Below are 21,509 nucleotides of genomic sequence, written 5' to 3' on the forward strand. Positions count from 1 at the left end.
TGATAAAATCATTTCACTATAGAAGTGTAATGGATACTGTTACAACAGTTCAAAGTATTTGCTCATAAGCCCAACATCAAAAAATTGCCGCCTAGTCATGCAAACAAATATTCGGTACACTAGAATGAGAGGTGGACGCAATATGAAAAAGAAAACAATGAACGAACTGATAGAAGAATTAAAGAAAGACGAACAGGTAGAGCATTGGCATGAAATTGAAGCAAAGCCTGCACAGACCTCTCCCGTTCCTGAAAGAGTGGATGACAGGCTAAAAAAGGCGCTTGAAAAACGAGGCGTGAAAGAACTGTACATTCATCAAAAAGAAGCCTTTGAACGAGTAATGGATGGTGAACATGTAGTAACGGTTACACCAACAGCTTCTGGTAAAACGCTTTGCTACAATCTGCCTGTTCTTCAGTCGATTGCAGAAGACCAGACAAACCGCTCTCTTTATTTATTCCCAACAAAAGCGCTCGCGCAGGATCAAAAGAGTGAACTTAACGAGATCATCCACGAGATGGATGTTCCGATTCATAGTGAAACATATGACGGTGACACCTCACCAGCCATTCGGCAGCGAGTGAGACAAGCAGGACATATTGTCATCACAAACCCAGATATGCTGCATTCAGCCATTTTGCCTCATCATACGAAATGGGTCAGCTTGTTTGAGAATTTGAAGTATATTGTCATTGATGAGCTTCATACATATCGAGGTGTGTTTGGCAGTCATGTGGCCAATGTGATTCGCAGGCTAAAGCGAATCTGCGCATTTTACGGAAGTGATCCGGTGTTTATTTGCACTTCAGCAACGATTGCGAATCCAAAAGAGCTGGCGCAGCAGCTCACAGGGAGCAAAGTGCATCTTATTGAACGAAACGGAGCGCCTAGCGGTAAAAAGAATTTTGTGTTTTATAACCCGCCAGTGGTGAATAAACCATTAAATATTAGACAAAGCGCTGCCACTGTCGTCAACCAATTGGCTAAAACATTTTTAAAAGAAAAAATTCAAACGATCGTTTTTGCTAGAAGCAGAGTACGAGTAGAAGTGATTTTAAGTCACATTCAAGAGCTTGTGAAAAAGGAAATCGGTCCAAAATCGATTCGCGGGTATCGTGGAGGCTATTTGCCAAAAGAGCGGCGCGTGATTGAAAAAGGGTTAAGAGAAGGAGACATTTTAGGTGTCGTCAGTACGAACGCCCTAGAATTAGGGGTAGATATAGGTCAGTTAAAGGTATGCATTATGACGGGGTATCCTGGCAGTGTAGCGAGTACATGGCAGCAGGCAGGACGTGCTGGAAGGCGTCATGAGGAGGCGCTTATCATCATGGTGGCAAGCTCCTCACCCCTTGATCAATATATTGTCAGACACCCTGAATATTTCTTTAATAGACCGCCTGAAGCGGCCAGAATCAATCCTGAAAATCTCATTATTTTAGTGGATCATCTAAAATGTGCTTCCTACGAGCTGCCATTTCGGACGGATGAACAGTTTGGCGACATGGAAGTAGAAGATATTTTGCAATACTTACACGAAGAAGGAGTTCTTCATTTTAGCGGGAACCGGTATTATTGGTCAGATCAATCGTTCCCAGCGCATGGCATCAGCCTGCGGTCTGCAAGCCAGGAAAATGTAGTGATTGTGGATCAATCAGATGTAGCGAATGTCCGAATTATTGGAGAGATGGATCGATTCAGTGCGATGACATTACTGCATGATGAAGCGATTTATTTACATGAAGGGGTTCAGTATCAAGTAGAAAAGCTAGATTACGAGCATCTGAAGGCTTATGTGAAACAAGTGGATGTAGAATACTATACAGATGCTAATTTAGCTGTTCAGCTCAAGGTGCTTGAAATCGATCAGACAACAGAGAAAGAAGCGGTATCTGTTCACTACGGTGATGTCACTGTCAACGCAATGCCAACAATTTTTAAAAAAATTCGGCTCAGCACTGGTGAAAATATCGGCTCTGGTCCGATTCACTTACCTGAAGAAGAAATTCATACGAGTGCGGCCTGGTTTGAATTACATGAAGCAGAGCGGAGATTTGAAGAGAAAACACTTGAACAGCTGCTGCTTGGCATCGCAAATGTTCTTCAACACATTGTACCAGCCTTTGTGATGTGTGACCGTTCAGATATTCATGTTGTTTCACAAATTAAAGCGGCACATACCGGTAAACCGACAGTCTTTTTATATGACCACTACCCTGGCGGAATTGGCTTAAGCAAAGAGGTCCAAGCTCGTTTCGATGAAATAGCAGGTGCAGCCATTCAGCTGATAGAGCGGTGCCGCTGTGAGAACGGCTGTCCATCCTGCATTGGCATGGAAATGAAAGAGTTGAGCGGAAAAAGCAGCATTATTGAATTGATGTCTGGATTTTAAGGGGAAGGAGGAAGAGGGCTACTCATGTCATTAAAAGGGAAATTAAATAGAATGAAGAAGCACTTATCGCACAACCAGCCAAACGAAAAACGGCAAAAAGCAGTGGGAGGAAAGCCTCAGCCAGTGCCGGCTGATAACATCCCATTTTTAAAGGAATGGGAGCAACTGGGTGCAGCTCCATATCACTTTGAGGATTCCTTTTGTCTCATTCGAGAAGTCACCTATTCATTAGATGACAAGCATGGACTCTATTCGTTTGCGGAACTGCCAAAGATCATCGAGGCATGGAATAAAAGCGGCATCCAGCATTCACTATCAGCTAAAGGTTACAAACCGCATGAACTGTTTTTCTTTGATACAGAAACAACAGGATTATCTGGCGGGACGGGAAATATGATCTTTTTGCTTGGACATGCCCGGGTTTTTGCTGACAAAGTAGTGGTGAAACAGCACCTGCTCACAAATCCGGGAAATGAAGCGGCTCTTTATAAAAGCTTTCTTGATGAAGTGAACGTAGAATCGCTTGTTACATATAATGGAAAATCATTTGATTGGCCGCAAGTGAAAACGAGACATACTTTGTTGCGAGATCAAATCCCTGCGCTTCCAGAGTTTGGCCACTTTGATCTTCTGCATGGGTCAAGACGATTGTGGAAGCATAAATATGAACGAATGGCGCTGTCTGTGGTTGAAAAAGAAGAGCTGCACGTTCACCGGGAAGGCGACACACCAGGTTTTTTGGCACCGATGATTTATTTTCATTTTTTAAAGGAACAAAATCCGAAGCTCATCGAAGGGATTTTGACTCATAATGAATTAGACGTCCTTTCGTTAATCAGCCTCTACATCCATCTATCCAAAAAAATTCTATCTATGGATGCGGTAAAGGAACACGATGAGAAATACGCGCTGGCTAGGTGGCATCTTGCGCATCGAGATGTACAGGAAGCTACGAAGCATTTGCGGGAATTAACAGGTGCTGATTTTGAACATGCCAATCAGGCGGCTTATGATCTCTCCTTACAATATAAACGGCTAAACGAGTGGGGTGAAGCGGTTCGAATATGGGAAACATTATTTGAATCAAGTGATGTCCATTTAGCATTAAAAGCGGGTATAGAGCTTGCGAAGTGTAAAGAGCATCGCCAAAAAGATGCAAGGTCAGCTCTTTCCATCACGGAATCTTTATTATCTTTCTCATCGTTAAGCGAACGAGACACGGAAGAGCTTGAGAAACGAAAAAAACGGCTATTGAGAAAAGCTTGGCAATGAAATATTATTACCCGGGAAAGCGCAAAAAATGACAACGTTCGGCTCTCGGCCGAAAATAAAAAATGTTTAGCACTTTTATTGTAGAAAGGCCGCGAATCCTGTAAAATAACGTTAGATATTGAATGAGGAGCGTATAGCATGTATAAGGGTCTTTTCTACTTGTTTTTTCTTGTGGTCATTTTGGTCGCTTTTGTGTTTTCAAACTATAAAGATATTTTTCTTGCCAACTTTTAAAATAGGTTAATGCATTAGTACATGTACACCTCTTGATTCATACATTGTTAATGTAAGAAAATAAAGGAGAGGGGAATGCTACATGTACCATCATCATCATCATTGCCATCCGAATGTTACACAGCCAATTGTTCATCCGACGAATCATTGCTGTACACACAGCGAGTCAACAACAATTGTGCCGCATATCCACCCGCAGCATGTGACAAATGTTCACCACCATAATTTCAAACATGTTCACTACTTCCCGCATACGTTTTCTCAGGTGGACCCGACAACACATCAACACTTTAACTGCGGTGGACCTTGCTGTAACAGATAAAGTGAATGGGACTTTTATAAGTCCCATTTTTTAAAAGCAGGTGAAGAAATGAAAATTATTGCTGTCACAGGGTACAAGCCGTTTGAGCTTGGGATATTCAAGCAAGACGAGCCTGCACTTCAATACATAAAAGCGGAGCTTCAAAAAAGGCTGACAGCCCTTATCGAAGAAGGTCTGGAATGGGTGCTCATATCAGGCCAGCTTGGGGCAGAAATCTGGACAGCCGAAGTGGTGTTTGAGCTTCAGGAGGAATATCCAGCGTTAAAACTTGCAGTCATTACGCCATTTTATGAACAGGAAGAGCGCTGGAATGAGCAAAACAAAGAATTGTACGAAGGAATTCTTTCACAGGCCGATTTTGTAGAAAGTGTCACGCATAGACCGTATGAAAGTCCGGCACAATTTAAACAAAAGAACCGCTTTTTTATTGAAAAAACAGATGGTCTTCTCGTCTTATATGATCCCGAGCATGAGGGATCGCCGAAGTATATGATTAGAGAAGCAGAAGCCTATACCGATTACCCCATTATGTACATCACAATGGATGATCTAAGAGCACAGGTTGAGGCGGAAGATCCGTTTTTTGATTAAAAGCAAGAGAAAATTTGACAACGTCACGTATTTCTGAAAAAATATACTATGAATTCACGATATGAGGTGAAAAAGATGCTTGCTGATAAAGTAAAGCTTTCTGCGAAAGAAATTTTAGAAAAAGAATTTAAAACAGGTGTCAGAGGGTACAAACAAGAAGAAGTCGATAAATTTTTAGATATGGTCATTAAAGACTATGAGACCTTCAACCAAGAAATCGAAAAACTTCAACAAGAAAACCTCCACTTGTCAAAACAGCTTGAAGAAGCTGTTGAACAGGGGAAAAGACAGCCTGCACAGTCTAATACAACAAACTTTGATATTTTAAAAAGACTATCGAACCTTGAGAAACACGTTTTTGGCAGCAAACTTTATGATTGAGTCTTGCTGAAAAAGCTTGTGTCAGATGTCATTGTCGTTTATAATAACGCTTATTGATTAACGTTCGGGTAATCGCTGTAATGCTATTTAGGGCATTGCAGAGGAAAGTCCATGCTCGCACGGTGCTGAGATGCCCGTAGTGTTCGTGCCTGGCGAAAAAATAAGCCAGGGCAGCCTGGGAAAGGCTGACGGCAGGAAAAATGCCTACGTCCTTTTTAGGATATGGCAAAGTATCCTTGAAAGTGCCACAGTGACGAAGTCTCACTAGAAATGGTGAGAGTGGAACGCGGTAAACCCCTCGAGCGAGAAACCCAAACTTGGTAGGGGAACTTTCTCAAAGGAACCAAACGGAGAGAAGGACAGAGAATTCTGTAGATAGATGATTACCACCTGAGTACGAGGCATTTGCCGTTTGCAGTACGATGGAACAAAACATGGCTTACAGAACGTTATATCCGTTATAATAAACATGATGAAAACAAAGCTCTCCTATTTCAACATATGGAGAGCTTTTATCTTGAATACATAAAAGGACGAGAAAACAGGTGATAAATCAATGAAAACCTATACACTCATCGCAACAGCTCCAATGGGGATTGAAGCAATTGTTGCAAAAGAAGTAAGAGACCTTGGCTATGAGTGCACAGTCGACAATGGAAAAGTAATTTTCAAGGGGGATGCTCTTGCGATTTGCCGTGCAAACCTTTGGCTGCGTACAGCAGACCGGATCAAGGTACAAGTTGCTGAATTTTCGGCAAAAACATTTGATGAGCTTTTTGAACGGACGAAAGCGATTGACTGGGCCGCTTTTTTACCGAAAAACAGTACGTTTCCTGTCATCGGGAAATCTGTGAAATCTCAGCTTGCCAGTGTGCCGGACTGCCAGCGCATCGTCAAAAAAGCCATCGCGCAAAAGCTGAAATCCTCCTACAACATTCAGTCTGAATGGCTTGAAGAGACGGGACCTGAATATAAAATCGAGATCGCTCTTTTAAAAGATAAAGCTGTGCTTACTCTTGATACATCTGGTGTAGGTCTTCATAAACGTGGATACCGCATGGATCAAGGCGGAGCACCTATTAAAGAAACGCTTGCAGCTGCGCTCGTCCTATTAACGAACTGGACACCTGACCGTCCGTTTGTTGATCCTTTCTGCGGATCAGGAACAATCGCCATTGAAGCAGCGATGATAGGACAAAACATTGCCCCGGGATTCAACCGGGATTTTGCGTCTGAATCATGGGAATGGATCGGTGAAGACGTATGGAACAAAGCGCGTGTAGAAGTAGAAGAAAAAGCAAACTATGACCAGCCGCTCCGCATTATTGCAAGTGATATCGACCATCGTATGGTAGACATTGCAAAAATGAATGCAGAAGAAGCAGGACTAAGTGAACTGATTGAGTTTAAACAAATGCAAGTAAAAGACTTTCAAACAAAAGAAGAGTATGGTGTGATTGTCGGAAATCCTCCTTACGGTGAACGACTGAGTGATAAACCAGCAGTTGAAAAAATGTATCAAGGAATGGGTGAAGCATTTAAGAACCTAGATACCTGGTCCATTTACATCTTAACGTCACACGAAAAATTCGAAGAATGCTTCGGAAGAAAAGCGACGAAAAAGAGAAAGCTGTTTAACGGTTTTATCAAAACAGACTATTATCAATATTGGGGAAAACGCCCGCCTAGAAAACAAACAACCGAATCGTAATAAATGGCCGCACCGAAAGAAGGTGTGGCTTTTTTGTGCTGAAAAGGTATAACTCTAAGCGAGAAGGAATAAACTGAACTTGATTTTAAAAAAAGAGGTGTCTTCATGATTCATTATGATCAAATTCAGTTAATCCAAAAAGCACTCACTTCGACTGCTCAAGAAATAGAAGGGCATGAAGGTGGACAATCTGCTCAGCTAACGGCAGCCATCGAAGATTTGGCACTGGCTCAGGCATACATAGAACGTTCTGAGCATGCATTTTTAATGAAGGAAAGCTATCAACATCGCCTGCGGTCATAAAAAAAGATTGTTTTTCCCCAGCGTAAATGGTACTATTGAATGTCTGAATGATTCAAAAGTTGGGGGTTGAAGCAGGTGACAGCATCTCGTTTGCCTTTTTCATTATCAAAAGAACACAATTTTTACGAAGAACTGGGCAACTGGATTGGTGATGTGTTTTATGACATTTTGCCAGAAAAGGGCTTTGATCTTCGAGATGAACAAATATTCATGGCTTTTCAGCTAGAAAGAGCCTTTAAAGAAAAAAGTGTGATGTTTGCCGAAGCTGGGGTAGGCACAGGCAAAACCATCGTCTATCTATTATTTGCCGTCACATATGCAAGGTATACAGGGAAGCCTGCGATTATTGCATGTGCAGACGAAACGTTAATTGAACAGCTCGTTAAACAAGAAGGTGATATCTATAAAATTGCCAATCACCTTGATATTCAAATAGATGCGAGATTAAGTAAATCGCATGACCAATATTTATGCTTAAAGAAGCTAGAGAAAACGATGCAGCGTGAAGATGATGAAAAGTGGCTCGATATTTATGAATCACTGCCTTCATTTGTTCATGAATCACAAGGTATGCAAACCTTTTATCCGTATGGCGATCGAAAAGAGTATCCAGAGTTATCAAATGATGAATGGTCACGAATTGGCTATGACTCATTTCAGGACTGCCTGACGTGTGATATGCGTCATCGCTGCGGTCTGAATTTATCAAGAGATCATTACCGGAAAGCGACAGACCTCATCATCTGTTCACATGATTTTTACATGGAGCATGTGTGGACGAAGGAATCCCGAAAACGTGAGGGTCAGCTTCCGCTGCTTCCTGAGCATAGCTCCGTCGTATTTGATGAAGGACATCTTCTCGAGTTTGCCGCACAAAAAGCGTTAACGTACCGAGTGAAGCAATCAACGCTCGAAACATTTTTGGAACGTCTTTTGCAAAACGACATACGCGAAGAATTTGCAGAGCTTGTTGAAGATGCACTTGCAACAAACGATGAATTCTTTTATCTCTTAAAAACACATGCCAAAGAAGTCAAAGGCTCGCACCGGCTTGAAATTGGGCGTGTCGATGAGGTGAAGCGTTCTGCAAGCGAATTGTGTGACTTGCTTGAAAAAATCGGAGAAGCGCTCGTGTTTGAATCTGAAATGTATACGATCGATCAATACGAATTATCTGTTGTGGAAGAATACATTGAACAAATGGCGTATTCTCTATCGCTCTATCAAAAAAATGCCATTAGCTGGCTGGAAAAACAGGAATTAGATACGACATTTGTTGTGATGCCGAAGACGGTTGCAGAGGTACTTGGCGAAAAAGTTTTCTCGCAAAAAAGACCATATATTTTCTCTTCCGCTACATTGTCTGAGAATCAATCCTTTGATTATTTAGCTGAAAGTCTTGGGATTAAAGATTACTTATCAATGAGTGTCGCTTCGCCGTATGATTACGATGAACAAATGAAGATTTATTTCCATGGAATTCAGCAGATCGCTGAGCAAGAGGCAAAAGCACAGCAAGTGATCACTCAGCTGAAAGAAAATGGAGGGCGATCTCTGATTCTATTCCCTTCATTTGATGAACTCCATTTCTTTAGAAAACAGCTGGAAGCAGCAAATGAATCACTGCCGTTTGACGTATATTTTGAGGGGGACGAGGAAATCAGCACAATTGTTCAAAAGTTCCAAGCTGATGAGACGTCTGTGTTAAGCTCTGTTCATCTGTGGGAAGGGCTTGATATTCCAGGTGAATCATTAACGAATGTGATCATCTGGGGACTTCCTTATCCGCCGCATGATCCGGTATTTGAAGCGAAAAGAAATGAAGCAAAGGATGCACATGCTGAAGTTGACCTTCCGTATATGCTGCTTCGCTTACGCCAAGGGATCGGAAGACTGATCCGGACAAGCCAAGACGCAGGAAGCATTCATATATATTTTGATCGTAAGGAAGATACAGCGCTTCAAAGTAAAATTGAATCCGTCCTGCCAGTGAAGCCCATCATCACATCTTAATTAGCTGAAAACTTGTAAATGAGGAGGATACCGCTGTGGATCCTCCTTTTTCATTGACAAAAGAACATTCATTGAAGTAGCCTTGAAACGTACATACATATTATTGATTGGGGGAACAAACGCATGAGTCTTGAAGCAACTGAGAAAGCGTTTTATCAATTACTAGGGAAAATCGCCCATTATACAGAGGCGCTCCATTTACTTTATTGGGACTCTAGAACACAAGCGCCTAAAAAAAGTGCGGATTTTAGAGCGGAAACGATCGGTCAATTATCAAGTGATATTTTTAATATGAAGACTTCTGACGAAATGAGAGATCTTCTTCACGAATTAAACAAACATCGAAATGAGCTGTCAAAAGATACACAAAAGGCGCTCGAATTATCACAAAAAGAGTATGATGAAAACAGCAAAATTCCGAAAGAAGAATTTAAAGAATACTCGATTTTGCAATCAAAAGCAGAGCATGTTTGGGTAGAAGCAAGGGAGAAATCAGACTTTTCACTCTTTGCACCATACTTAAAACAGCTTATTGACTTTAACAAGCGTTTCATCCAATATTGGGGCGTGAAAAAAACGCCTTATGATGTGCTGCTCAATAACTATGAGCCAGATATGACGGTTGAACAGCTTGATCAAAAATTTGGTGCACTTCGTGACGCTATTGTTCCTCTTGTGAAAAAAATCGAAGCTTCACCAAATAAGCCGGATACTTCATTTTTATCGAAAAGCTTTCCGATTGATAAACAAAAGGAATTGAGCCTCTTTTTCTTAAAAGAATTAGGATATGACTTTGACGCAGGCCGCCTTGATACAACCGTCCATCCATTTGCAGTGACATTAAGCAGAGGTGACGTGCGTGTGACGACCCGTTATGATGAGCATGATTTTCGAATGGCGATCTTTGGCACGATTCATGAATGTGGTCATGCGATTTATGAGCAAAACATTGATGAAGCACTGAGCGGAACGCTTTTGTGTGATGGCACTTCAATGGGTATCCATGAATCACAGTCTCTTTTCTTTGAGAACTTTATCGGCAGACACGAAGACTTCTGGAAAACGTATTATCAAAAGCTGCAAGAAGCATCTCCTGAGCAATTTAAAGATGTTTCTTTAGAAGACTTTGTGCATGCAGTGAATGAATCGAAGCCGACTTACATTCGAATTGAAGCCGATGAACTGACGTATCCACTTCACATTATCATCCGCTATGAAATTGAGAAAGCGATTTTCAATGAAGAAGTAGCGGTTGAAGACCTACCTGCACTTTGGAATGAAAAATATCAAGCGTATCTTGGTATTACGCCTCCTAATGATGCACTCGGTATCTTGCAGGATGTTCACTGGTCTGATGGAAGCTTTGGCTATTTCCCTTCATATGCCCTTGGTTATATGTATGCGGCCCAATTAAAACAACAAATGATCAAAGACTTACCAAATTTTGATGAGCTAATTCAAAATGGGTCTTTTGCACCGATAAAAGAATGGCTGACGGAACATGTTCATCAGCATGGAAAACGGAAAAAGCCATCTGAAATCATTCAAGATGCAACAGGTGAAGAATTAAATGTTCAATATTTAATCGACTACTTAACGGATAAATATACGAAACTGTATTTATCATAAAAGAAGGGCACCCTTTCATGAGAAGGGTGCTTTTTTGATGCTTGAATATTCTAAAAACGAACATTTTGTTCTGATCTATTATTTAAGTTCGGTATTTTTCTAGAAAAGTGCTTTCCAAGCGTCTGAAATCTTGTTATAATTTGAACACTATAACACTCATATAATCGCGTGATGATGGCACGCAAGTTTCTACCGGACACCGATACGGTCCGACTATGAGTGAGCAAATGAAACAGCTCTTGTTTGAGCTGAAGATCCGTTGATCGTTTTCGCATTGCTTGCTCCTCATGGACAGCAATGCTTTTTTTATGCAAAAAATCGAATGTTTGCCAATATGCTAGGGGGAAGAATGATGGAATTGTTACGTCAAAAAATTGAGAACGAAGGAATCGTTCTGTCAAATCAAGTGTTAAAGGTAGATGCTTTTTTAAATCATCAAATTGATCCTGTGTTAATGCATGAGATTGGGCAAGAGTTTGCTAGATTATTTAAGCATGATGGCATTACAAAAATCATCACAATTGAATCTTCAGGCATCGCACCTGCTGTGATGGCTGGGCTTGCTCTTCAAGTCCCTGTTGTGTTTGCAAGAAAACGTCAATCACTCACATTAACGGATAACCTGTTAACAGCCAGTGTGTACTCTTTTACGAAAAAAGTAGAAAGCACGATTGCTGTCTCAAATACTCATCTGAGTGAACATGATTGTGTGTTAATCATCGATGACTTTTTAGCAAATGGTGAAGCTGCGAAAGGACTTGCAGCGATTGCAAAGCAGGCAAAGGCGAAAGTAGCCGGATTTGGCATTGTCATTGAAAAATCATTCCAGCCTGGAAGAAATGCGCTTGTGCAAATGGGCTACCGCGTCGAGTCCCTCGCACGTATTGAATCACTTGAGGAAGGGAAAGTCACGTTTGTACGGGAGGTACAATCATGAGTACCGCTAAAAAAGTCAAAACGCTCTCGCTGGGCATTCAGCATGTACTGGCAATGTATGCAGGTGCTGTTCTTGTACCGCTTATTGTTGGAGATGCGCTCGGGCTCACGCCTGCACAGCTGACTTACCTAATCTCTGCGGATATTTTCATGTGCGGGGCTGCTACATTGCTTCAAGTATGGAAAAACCGCTTCTTTGGAATAGGTCTGCCTGTTGTATTAGGCTGTACATTTACTGCGGTTTCGCCGATGATTGCGATTGGCTCTAAGTATGGAATTTCGTCTATTTATGGCAGTATTATCGCTTCTGGGTGTATTGTCATTCTTCTTTCTTTTTTCTTTGGGAAGCTTGTGAAATTTTTCCCGCCTGTTGTCACAGGCTCTGTCGTCACCATTATTGGGATCACCCTCATTCCTGTAGCGATGAACAATATGGCAGGAGGAGAAGGAAGTGCGGACTATGGTTCTTTTGAAAATCTAGGGCTCGCTTTCCTTGTACTGTTTATCATTGTACTGCTCTATCGATTCACGAAAGGGTTTATGAAGGCGATCGCCATTTTAATTGGTATTCTCCTTGGGACAGCAGTTGCTGCGTTTATGGGGAAAGTGGAAACAGCTGAGGTGGCAAACGCCCAGGTTTTCCGCATGATTGAGCCATTTTATTTTGGGATGCCGACCTTTGAATTTGCACCGATCATGACCATGACGTTAGTTGCGATTGTGTCACTAGTTGAATCAACAGGCGTTTATTTCGCACTAGGTGATTTAACAAACCGTTCATTAAAAGAAAAAGATTTGGCTAAAGGCTATCGGGCAGAGGGGATTGCTGTGTTATTAGGTGGAATCTTCAATGCTTTTCCGTACACAGCCTACTCACAAAACGTTGGGTTGATCCAGCTAACTGGAGTCAAGAAAAACCAAGTCATTGTCGTAACAGGGGCATTACTCATGTTATTTGGTCTTTTTCCTAAAATCGCTGCCTTTACGACGATTATTCCAAAATCGGTTCTTGGCGGTGCAATGGTTGCCATGTTTGGTATGGTCATTGCATACGGTATTAAAATGCTCTCGCGCGTGGATTTTGCAAAGCAGGAGAACTTGCTAATCGTTGCTTGCTCCGTGGGAATCGGCTTAGGTGTTACCGTCGTGCCGCAAATGTTTGAGCATCTGCCAGACTCGATTAAATTATTAACAAGTAACGGTATTGTGGCCGGAAGCTTTACCGCTATTTTGCTTCATATTATTTATCACATGATTCCTTTTAAAAAAGAAACCGGGCATGACCTGGTAGAAGAACCTAAGCAATCTGTTATGTAAACCCGTTAAGATTATGGACAAAGAGCTAAAATGACCTTTTATTTTAGCTCTTTGTCTTCTTTTTAGCTTGATAAATGATAAAAAACCTTTGAAGTCCTAGGATCCTAGGAAGGAGCGTGTGAGGGTTTGTCTACAAGCTGAAAGCCCGCATCTTTTGGATACGGGCTTTTTGTGATTAGCACTATTAATGTTGTACCGGCGGCATTGTTTCGTTAATGACTGCAAATGTATAGCCCCTTGCTTTTAGCTGTATAATCAGGCTGTCTAAATAGTTTGTGGTAGAGGGTTGATCATGCATTAATATAACTTTTGGTTCCCATGGTTTATTTTTCTCAAACATTTGCAATTGATTCAATACCTCTGGAACATATTGTGAGTTTTTATATCTCCAGTCAAGGCTATCAATCGTCCAGTCCCAGTAAATAAAGCCATTTTGGTTTAAACGTACTTTTTGATGATATGTTAAATTTGGAACACTGCCATAGGGGGTTCTTACAAGACGGCTGTAGACGCCTGTAACAGAGGCAAGAATACGCTGAGCTTCTCTCATTTCATTTGAGGGAGACTCGCTGTTCTGATAAAAGAGGTTTATATCATGCGTCATGCCATGAAGACCTAATTGATGTCCTTCTTGATAAAGTCTTTTCACAGCCGATTGGTGTGCTTGGATTTGCGGTCCAAGCATGAAGAACGTCGCCTTCACGTGATGTGCTTTTAATACATTTAACAGCTGATTTGATGTAGCAGAAGGACCATCATCAAATGTTAAAAAGACCGTTTTATTCGTTGCCTGTTGGTTTGGATTGGTCTTAAAATGTGTATCCAATGTTCTTGTAGACTGATCTTTTGCTTTCAGACTGATGCTTGTGTCACGGAAGTCACTGCTGGCAACATTTTTTGCTTGCCCATTTGTCGCCTGCAAATGGGGTTTAGACATATCCCAGATAAAAAAGAGAAACAGTGTAAGAAGCACTAAACCAATTACCTTTGAGAGAAGTATCATGTTGTAGGGTGTCTTTTTTTTGGAAACCTTTTTCATTACAATCACTCCAGTCAATTAAATTTTGAGCCGAACCATGTTGTAGATTCTTTCTTTTTTCACTGTTTTTCTTGGTACACATATTGATTATGTATATAGTGGAAAAAATCCTTTTTATATAGAAAATTCAAATGAATTAGAAATTTATGGTTGTTACTTTGTGTTGATCAGCAAAAAAAGGTGATCCATTCATGTTTAAATAAAATCATTCTGAATAATGATTGAACCGTTAATATTTATACGCTAAGATAGCAGCAGATTTGACCATTAATTCGAAGCGAAAGGGAGATTCCTTATGAAAGTGTTGTATAATGACGATTTCATTGAAAGGTGCTTATGTGGAAAGTGAAGACAGAGGCGATTAATCTCAAAAAACAATAGAGAAAAGCTCGTAACACTACAAAATAAAGAAGAAACAAAAGAAATCAAAGTCAGTACAACTGAATCAGAGATTGGCTACTATGTAAAAGGTGAACGTGAAAAGTCATTTGCTTATTCATTTCATACGCTTGTGATTCAAAAGGATTTATTTTGTTGGATATAAAACACCTTACATCGCTAAGTTTTTATGGATCAAGAGATAAAACCTGTCAAGCCTTACATTCGTCCGAGGATAGCAGCAGGGTTATTTTAAAAAGAATGAATGCGTGTATGGACGCATATTGTGACCATATCGGCAAATTCGCTCTTACCATACAACGACTAGAGAAGGATTTAAACAATATGTGTCCGGTTTTCTTTTCTAGATAACTGTACACAAAGTCAAAATCATACCAAGCAAATTCATCGCATATTTGGCAAGACTAGATGAAGTAAACTACCTAAGACTCACTGAAATAAATAAAAGCAACTATGCAAAGCGGAGAGAAATAAAGAACGCGTCTTTACGGATGCAAAAGAAAAGCATAGTATGCGTTGGGCGAAACTTCGTGTACTAAAAAAATTTCAATGCAAGCGATGCTTACTCTCGCTGCCATGAATCTTAAAAAATTAGCTAACTAGACATGGAAAACACTATGTCCAGCGTAAACCCTTTATAATGATAGTGAAAATCCCACTTTTATTTAAAGTAAAGGGAGGTTCTACGGCCTGAACACTTCTCTTTTAGAAGTGTTTTTTTGCATAAAAAAAGCAGGTTCGCTTGGCTTAGAACGAACCTGTGAAGGAGGAAAACTACATCATGTTTTCACCTATATTATCCAATATTTATCAATTGTCGTCAAGACAAAAAGTTAGACGGAGGAAAATATTTTGACTGAATTGTGACGTTTTGGCATGTATATCCTTTTTTCGATAGGGGATATTAATCGAAAAAAGAGGTGAAGCCGATGGCGTACATTCTTTCTGTTGGAACGAGTCTGCCACAACATCATGTGAATCAGAAAAAGGCGGCTGATTTTGCTAGATCCCAATTTAAACGATCGTTTAAAGATATCGACCGGCTGCTCAGAGCTTTTCAAAATGGAGAAATCGAGAGCAGACAGTTTGTGCAGCCAATTGAATGGTATCAGACGCACCACTCTTTTGAGGAGAAAAACAACCTCTATTTGGAAAAAGCATTGGCTCATGCAAAAGAAGCGGTCATACACTGTCTTCATGAGAAGGCATTCCTGAAAAAACCGATTCCGTTTGAAGAGATCGATGCATTGTTTTTTATTTCAAGCACCGGACTTTCGACACCAAGCCTTGATGCAAAACTGATGAATGCTCTTCCTTTTTCGCCTTATACGAAACGAGTGCCGATCTGGGGCTTAGGGTGCGGGGGCGGAGCGGCGGGGTTGTCTCGGGCTTACGAATACATAAGAGCATTTCCAGAAGCAAAGGTGCTGGTTGTCGCCTGTGAAATGTGCAGTTTAACCTTTCAGCCGCAAGATCAATCAAAAAGCAATTTAATCGGTACATCTTTGTTTGGAGACGGGACAGCAGCGCTTTTGTTAACTGGAGAAAAAGGCGTATCTGAATATACCCATTTAAAAACAGTTCCTAAAGTGATTGGTACACAATCCGTCACAATGAAAGAATCTGAGGATGTGATGGGCTGGGAATTTACAAGTGACGGCTTTCGGGTTATTTTCTCCCGTGACATTCCTTCCATTATTTCCGGCTGGTTAAAAGAGCAAGTCGATCAATTTTTAGAACAGCAAGGGTATTCGGCAGAAGACCTATCAGTTTTTCTTGCCCATCCTGGTGGAAAAAAAGTGATTGATGCCTATATTAAAAGTCTATCCTTACAAGAAGATCAGCTCTTTTCATCAAAAGAAGTGCTCAGACAACACGGAAATATGTCCTCTGCCACAGTTTTGTATGTGATCAAGCATTATCTTGAACATCAATCCGCTGAAGCGGGAGATATGGGTCTTTGCGGAGCGCTTGGTCCGGGATTTTCATCAGAGCTGCTGCTCATGAAATGGGAGGAGGTCTTATCATGATTATTTGGTTCGTCATTGGTTTCTTCGTGTGTCAGCGTCTTATTGAAATGCTTGTGGCTAAAAGAAATGAAAAGAAAGTGAAAGCGGTCGGTGCCATTGAATTTGGTGCAAGTCATTATCCTTATATGGTCGCTATGCATGCGGGCTTTTTTCTCTCACTCATGGTTGAGGTATGGGGGTTAAACAGGCCGCCGTCGCGCTATTTTCTTGTGCTGCTCGTTTTCCTGCTGGCTACACAGGTTATTCGATATTGGGCATTATGCTCTCTTGGAACGTATTGGAATACAAAGATTTTAGTTGTACCAAATGCGATGATGGTGAAAAAAGGACCTTATCGCTGGTTAAAGCATCCTAACTATGTCGTGGTGGCGATTGAGCTTATGCTGATCCCGCTTTTATTTAATGCCTATTTTACCGCCATTTTGTTCACATGTTTAAATGCATGGATGATGGCTGTGAGAATTCAAACAGAAGAGAAAGCGCTCAATCAGTATTTGTTAAATTAATATTGAAAATCATTATCAATTGTGATACACTTTCATTAATGATAAGCATTCTCAATCACGAAGGATGGACGGTGATCACATGACAATGGTTTTCTTACTCGGTACGGTCTGTGTATACAGCCTATTAATTGGCTTCGTATTAAAAGGTGTTTCTAAAAAATCTGCTTCCTGATCGCAGTCAATTGCGACTGATCGGGCAGCAGATTTTTTTTATTTCCTCAGATCAGAAGAAAAATCTCTTGATTTTGTGTAAAATGGTATCACATACATAACTGACTTTTCTAAAAACAAAGGGGTTTATCGTCATGGAAGACTTGTCTATTCGAGATTCGCTCGTTCAAACTACAGGTGCTTTATATCAAAGCCTTCTCAAAAGGGATGATCATGAACGCGCAGCCAAACTTGCATCGATTATCAAAAAGGAAGCAGAAGAAGAAGTATATATCGCATTTACCGGTCACTATTCAGCTGGAAAGTCATCACTTGTGAATCATCTGCTTCATGATCACATCCTGCCAACGAGTCCAATTCCAACAAGTGCAAACTTGGTCGTCGTGAGGAAAGGGGAGAGTGAAGTAAAGCTTCACACCTCAGATGGCCGTTTTGCAAAAATGAGCGGTTCTTATGATAAAGAAGCAGTTCAGCGTTTTTGTAAGGACGGAGAACAGATTGAAATGGTGGAAATTAGCGGGGACTATAGAGGATTGGAAGAAAAGGTGGCACTGATTGATACGCCTGGAATTGATTCAACGGATCATACCCATTTTTTATCTGCCGCGTCTATTCTACATCAAGCAGATGCTCTTTTTTATGTCGTGCACTACAACCATGTTCATTCGGAAGAAAACATTCGTTTCATTCGCTCCATTAAAGAGAAAGTGCCAAATCTTTATTTCATCGTAAATCAAGTCGATCGACATGATGAGCATGAGACAGCGTTTGAAGACTACAAAAATCAAGTGGTTGATATGCTTCTTAAAGAGGGCATTGAAGAAGAACATCTATACTTTACATCTGTAACCGATGAGTCGCATCCAAGAAACGAAATGATTCGTTTAATCGAGAAACTGCAAGAATTACAAACATTGCCGAAAGCATCTCTTCGCGCCTATACCGAGCAGAAAATAGAGAATGTTTTAAAAGAACATATTGACTCATTAAAAGAAGAGCTGCAAGAAGAGGATCTTGATTCACTGGTTCAAGAAAAAAGAAAAGAAGTCATGGAGCTTGAAGCGAAAAGGAGCTTTATTGAAAATGGAGCAAAACAGTTAGAAGATGAAGTGTCTTCTGAAGTCGAGAACATTTTAAAAAATGCAAACCTAACCCCATTTAAAATGAGAGAGCTCGCAAGTGACTATATTGAATCGAAAGCTCCTGGCTTTAAGGTAGGACTACTGTTCGCTAAAAATAAAACCGAGCAGGAAAAAGAAAAGCGGGCGAACGATTTCTTAGCAGATGTCAAAGCAAGAATGAAAGCTGAAGTGGACTGGCATATTGCTGAGCTGCTCAAAAGAGAAGTCAAGAAACATCAGCTTGGTGAAGAGCTATTAAATCAAGTGATGGCATTTGAAACACCTGTGGAAGAATCACTACTTGAAAACGTCATCCATCATGGTGCGACATTTTCAAATGAATACGTTTTGCAATATGCAAAAGATGCTGGTGAAGCACTGAAAAGACAGACCAAACAGAAAGCAATACCATTGATTGAACAAATGACTGAGACGCTGAAAACCCAGCTCATGAATGAAAAGGGAAAGCAGCAAGATAAATGGGCCCAGGCAGCACAGGAGCTCCTAGCGCTCGAGCAAAGCATGGCAAAAAATGATCATATCAGAAGAGATATTGAGCATATATGGGATATATGGCAAAACGGAACAAATGAGCAGATCACAGATGATTGGTTTTATGTGAAAAAACATCGGATGCAGCATGACGAGCTAAATCAGAATCATACGTCCACTCATGCGGAAGAAAGCGAGAAAGAAAATCAGCAACAGACAGAGTTTGATCAAATGCGTCAATCACAGCATATTACGACAGCGCAGTCGATTGACCAGTTTGAGCAGCTTTCTCAAATTTTAATGCCATTAAATGCGCTGCAGTCTCAAAGAAAGTCCTTTGAACAACGAACAAAGCGGCTGCAAGCGAAGGAATTTACACTCGCCTTATTCGGTGCTTTTAGTTCGGGGAAATCTTCGTTTGCCAACGCCCTTGTTGGGAGAAAGGTGCTGCCATCATCTCCTACACCAACGACGGCCACGATTAATAAGCTGACGCGGCCGACAGAAGACCATCCGCATGAAAGTGTGAAAGTGGTGTTCAAAACCGAGCAGGAAATATTAGAAGAGCTCGATCAAATTCTCGGTTTTTCTATAACGGAAGAAAAGGGAGATACGTTTCAAGCGAAACTCGATCGAACGCTGAAAAAAAGAGCGCTTGAACAGGATCACCGCATCATTGTTGAACATTTTTTAAACGCTCATGAAAAGTTCCGTGATTCCATTCAAAAACAAACGCCGCTCAATGTCACCCTTCAAGAACTAAAACCATATGTGGCAGAAGAGGCTGTTTCTTGTGTGGTGAAGGAAGTGACGGTGTATTTAAGTACACCTTTAACAGATAAAGGACTGACGATTGTTGATACACCAGGCGCCAGCAGTATGAATAAACGTCATACAGAGATTGCCTTTCAATATATGAAGGATGCTGATGCCCTTCTTTATTTAACTTACTACCAGCATTCTTTCTCAAAAGCAGACCGGTCATTTTTACGTAAACTCGGGCTTGTAAAAGATTCATTTAGCATGGATAAAATGTTTTTTATTATCAATGCAGCTGACCTCGCAAAGGATCAAACAGAGCTTGAAACTGTCTTTGACTATGTGAAAAATGAGCTCACAAAAGAAGGCATCCGGCATCCAAACCTTCATCATGTATCCAGTAAGGAAGAGATCGAAGGAAAGGATCAGTCGCCTTATAATCAGTATGCACAGCTTAGAACACAGCTCGACTATTTTATTGAGGAAGAATTAACGAAAGATGCGATTGAGCTGCTGTATTTTGAAGCGAGTACATTATGTAGAACAGTCGACAAGCTGCATGAGACGCTGCATCAGTCAGAAGATGAAAAGCAAGCAGAAAAGAAAAAGATAGACACATCCTATGAAGTGATCGTTGATCAAATGAGCCATATTAAACGATCTAAGCTAGTGACAGAAAGTGTGAAAAAGGACTTGCACGAACAGCTTTACCACATTGTTCAGCGCTTGTCACTTTATGCAAATGATCTGTTAAAGACAGCCTTTTATCCTGGAATATCTCAAGGGGAATTCAGGCAGGAGTTGAAAAAAGCGCTTGAACAGGCGCTAAAGGATTATGAATTTGAATTTGTACAGGAGATAAAGGCGCTTGATATTCGAATGGAATCGTTTATCACTCAATATTTCAAAGAGGAGTGGGAGAAAGGATTACAGGCTGCGTGTGCAGAAGATCCTTACTTTTCTCTCCGGCTGTCGCCGCCAGATGAGAAAAATGCAGAGCTGAAACAAATTGAAGTGGAAGCGGACCTAACGCCGTTTGAGCCGCTCTTAAAGAAGCAAAAATCAGCAAAAGCTTTCTTTGAACAGAACGGGAAGGCAGCGTTTATTGAAGCGATTCGAGATGTTCTTTTCCAGTTAACGACGAAATGGGCAGATAAAGAAAAAGAAGAATTACAGAGCAGATACGAAATGATGGTGAAGACCTTTACTGAAAGATATGAGACAGAAGCGCTCAAGCAGCTGAATGAACAAAAACAAACATTTATCATGAGCTTGACGACAGATGCGAAAGAGCAGGCGATGATAGAACAAGTATACAAGCAGACAAATGAATGGAAGAATCAGTTGAAAACCATTTGATTCATGATAGACTATATAAATAAAGAAAGCAGTTGATAAAAAATGACGAGCGTACATGAAGAGATTTCCGCACATTCACAAAAACAGAATGCTCATATCAAGTCGTTTCTTGCGCTTGAGCAGAAAAGAGAGCAGGCAATAGAGACTGCTGTTTTCAAGTGTGAGCAAAACGAACCATTTACAACTGACGATATCAATGCGATTACTTCGAAGATGAATGAGCTTGCACGAGGCGGTATTGTTCCGCTGCGTAAGCATGTTACGATTGATATGGTTAAGGAGTATGTCGAACGAAAACAGAAGTAAAGAGTAACTTTCTCTTTTTTGGTCATCTTAACAAGTGAACCGAGAAAGGGGAATGATGATGGAAAAAAAGCAGCATGCAAAAAAGCAGGATGAGCGTAACCCGAAACAAAAAGAGATGCCGTCCTACGCAGAAGCAGAATCGAAAAAAATGCAATACGGTCAAAAATAATCCAAAGGTGCCACTTCTTTTCCAAAAGAAGAGGGCGCCTTTTTTATGTCGAATTCTATG

17 protein-coding genes, 1 other RNA gene, 1 pseudogene and 1 riboswitch are annotated in these 21,509 nt (G+C 40.8%); of the genes and pseudogenes, 18 read left to right on the forward strand and 1 reads right to left on the reverse strand.

Annotated features, from left to right (window positions below; translation table 11 throughout):
* Positions 1-142 precede the first annotated feature (142 nt).
* The 12 genes from C9414_RS08670 (at position 143) to pbuX (ending at position 13,098) form a co-directional block, all read left to right on the forward strand.
* Complete coding sequence (locus C9414_RS08670; RefSeq protein ID WP_106025049.1) at positions 143-2,389, forward strand: DEAD/DEAH box helicase; 2,247 nt, start codon at positions 143-145, stop codon at positions 2,387-2,389.
* Between the two features lie 24 nt (positions 2,390-2,413).
* Entirely contained in the window at positions 2,414-3,661 is a 1,248-nt protein-coding gene (locus C9414_RS08675; protein WP_107163438.1) for a ribonuclease H-like domain-containing protein, read from the forward strand.
* A 316-nt stretch (positions 3,662-3,977) separates the two neighbouring features.
* Complete coding sequence (locus tag C9414_RS08680; RefSeq protein ID WP_073206049.1) at positions 3,978-4,217, forward strand: CotD family spore coat protein; 240 nt, start codon at positions 3,978-3,980, stop codon at positions 4,215-4,217.
* 48 nt (positions 4,218-4,265) lie between these two features.
* Entirely contained in the window at positions 4,266-4,808 is a 543-nt protein-coding gene (locus tag C9414_RS08685) for an SLOG family protein (protein WP_047203245.1), read from the forward strand.
* 75 nt (positions 4,809-4,883) lie between these two features.
* Entirely contained in the window at positions 4,884-5,189 is a 306-nt protein-coding gene (gene gpsB / locus C9414_RS08690) for a cell division regulator GpsB (RefSeq protein ID WP_012010336.1), read from the forward strand.
* A 60-nt stretch (positions 5,190-5,249) separates the two neighbouring features.
* Positions 5,250-5,636, forward strand: an RNA gene (gene rnpB / locus C9414_RS08695) — RNase P RNA component class B.
* 109 nt (positions 5,637-5,745) lie between these two features.
* Positions 5,746-6,900 (forward strand): THUMP domain-containing class I SAM-dependent RNA methyltransferase, encoded by a 1,155-nt coding sequence (locus C9414_RS08700; RefSeq protein WP_039179443.1) that lies wholly within the window; start codon positions 5,746-5,748, stop codon positions 6,898-6,900.
* Positions 6,901-7,005: 105 nt separating this feature from the next.
* The gene (locus tag C9414_RS08705; RefSeq protein ID WP_047203246.1) at positions 7,006-7,203 is read left to right on the forward strand and encodes a hypothetical protein; all 198 of its coding nucleotides are present in this window, start codon (positions 7,006-7,008) and stop codon (positions 7,201-7,203) included.
* A gap of 75 nt (positions 7,204-7,278) precedes the next feature.
* A complete protein-coding gene (locus tag C9414_RS08710; protein ID WP_047203247.1) occupies positions 7,279-9,216 on the forward strand; it encodes an ATP-dependent DNA helicase in 1,938 nt (645 codons plus the stop codon).
* A 123-nt stretch (positions 9,217-9,339) separates the two neighbouring features.
* Positions 9,340-10,845 carry a carboxypeptidase M32 gene (locus C9414_RS08715; protein ID WP_039179434.1) on the forward strand — a complete coding sequence of 502 codons (1,506 nt, stop codon included), beginning with the start codon at positions 9,340-9,342 and terminating at the stop codon, positions 10,843-10,845.
* A 136-nt stretch (positions 10,846-10,981) separates the two neighbouring features.
* A riboswitch (purine riboswitch) is annotated at positions 10,982-11,081 on the forward strand.
* Positions 11,082-11,197: 116 nt separating this feature from the next.
* The gene (gene xpt / locus C9414_RS08720) at positions 11,198-11,782 is read left to right on the forward strand and encodes a xanthine phosphoribosyltransferase (RefSeq protein WP_047203248.1); all 585 of its coding nucleotides are present in this window, start codon (positions 11,198-11,200) and stop codon (positions 11,780-11,782) included.
* Positions 11,779-13,098, forward strand: coding sequence for a xanthine permease PbuX (gene pbuX, locus C9414_RS08725; protein WP_047203249.1), 1,320 nt, complete (start codon positions 11,779-11,781; stop codon positions 13,096-13,098). Before xpt ends, pbuX begins: the two co-directional genes overlap by 4 nt.
* Before the next feature lie 184 nt (positions 13,099-13,282).
* Here the strand turns inward: pbuX and C9414_RS08730 are convergent, their stop codons facing one another.
* A complete protein-coding gene (locus tag C9414_RS08730; RefSeq protein ID WP_107163439.1) occupies positions 13,283-14,137 on the reverse strand; it encodes a polysaccharide deacetylase family protein in 855 nt (284 codons plus the stop codon).
* Between the two features lie 382 nt (positions 14,138-14,519).
* On the opposite strand from C9414_RS08730, the pseudogene C9414_RS08735 reads away from it, so the two are divergent.
* The 6 genes and pseudogenes from C9414_RS08735 to C9414_RS08760 form a co-directional block, all read left to right on the forward strand.
* Positions 14,520-15,139 (forward strand): annotated as a pseudogene (locus C9414_RS08735) (transposase); the annotation flags it as partial.
* Between the two features lie 326 nt (positions 15,140-15,465).
* Positions 15,466-16,566, forward strand: coding sequence for a type III polyketide synthase (locus C9414_RS08740; protein ID WP_039179425.1), 1,101 nt, complete (start codon positions 15,466-15,468; stop codon positions 16,564-16,566).
* Positions 16,563-17,072 (forward strand): isoprenylcysteine carboxyl methyltransferase family protein, encoded by a 510-nt coding sequence (locus tag C9414_RS08745; RefSeq protein ID WP_107163440.1) that lies wholly within the window; start codon positions 16,563-16,565, stop codon positions 17,070-17,072. Before C9414_RS08740 ends, C9414_RS08745 begins: the two co-directional genes overlap by 4 nt.
* 85 nt (positions 17,073-17,157) lie before the next feature.
* Complete coding sequence (locus tag C9414_RS08750; RefSeq protein WP_226340839.1) at positions 17,158-17,244, forward strand: Fur-regulated basic protein FbpC; 87 nt, start codon at positions 17,158-17,160, stop codon at positions 17,242-17,244.
* A gap of 133 nt (positions 17,245-17,377) precedes the next feature.
* A complete protein-coding gene (gene dynA / locus C9414_RS08755; protein ID WP_107163441.1) occupies positions 17,378-20,974 on the forward strand; it encodes a dynamin GTPase in 3,597 nt (1,198 codons plus the stop codon).
* Positions 20,975-21,016: 42 nt separating this feature from the next.
* Positions 21,017-21,280: a YpbS family protein gene (locus tag C9414_RS08760; RefSeq protein WP_039179417.1), complete on the forward strand. Its 264-nt coding sequence runs from the start codon at positions 21,017-21,019 to the stop codon at positions 21,278-21,280.
* The last annotated feature ends 229 nt before the right edge of the window (positions 21,281-21,509 follow it).

It is taken from the genome of Bacillus sp. Nf3, from assembly GCF_003028545.1.
Taxonomy (GTDB): Bacteria; Bacillota; Bacilli; order Bacillales; family Bacillaceae; genus Bacillus; species Bacillus safensis.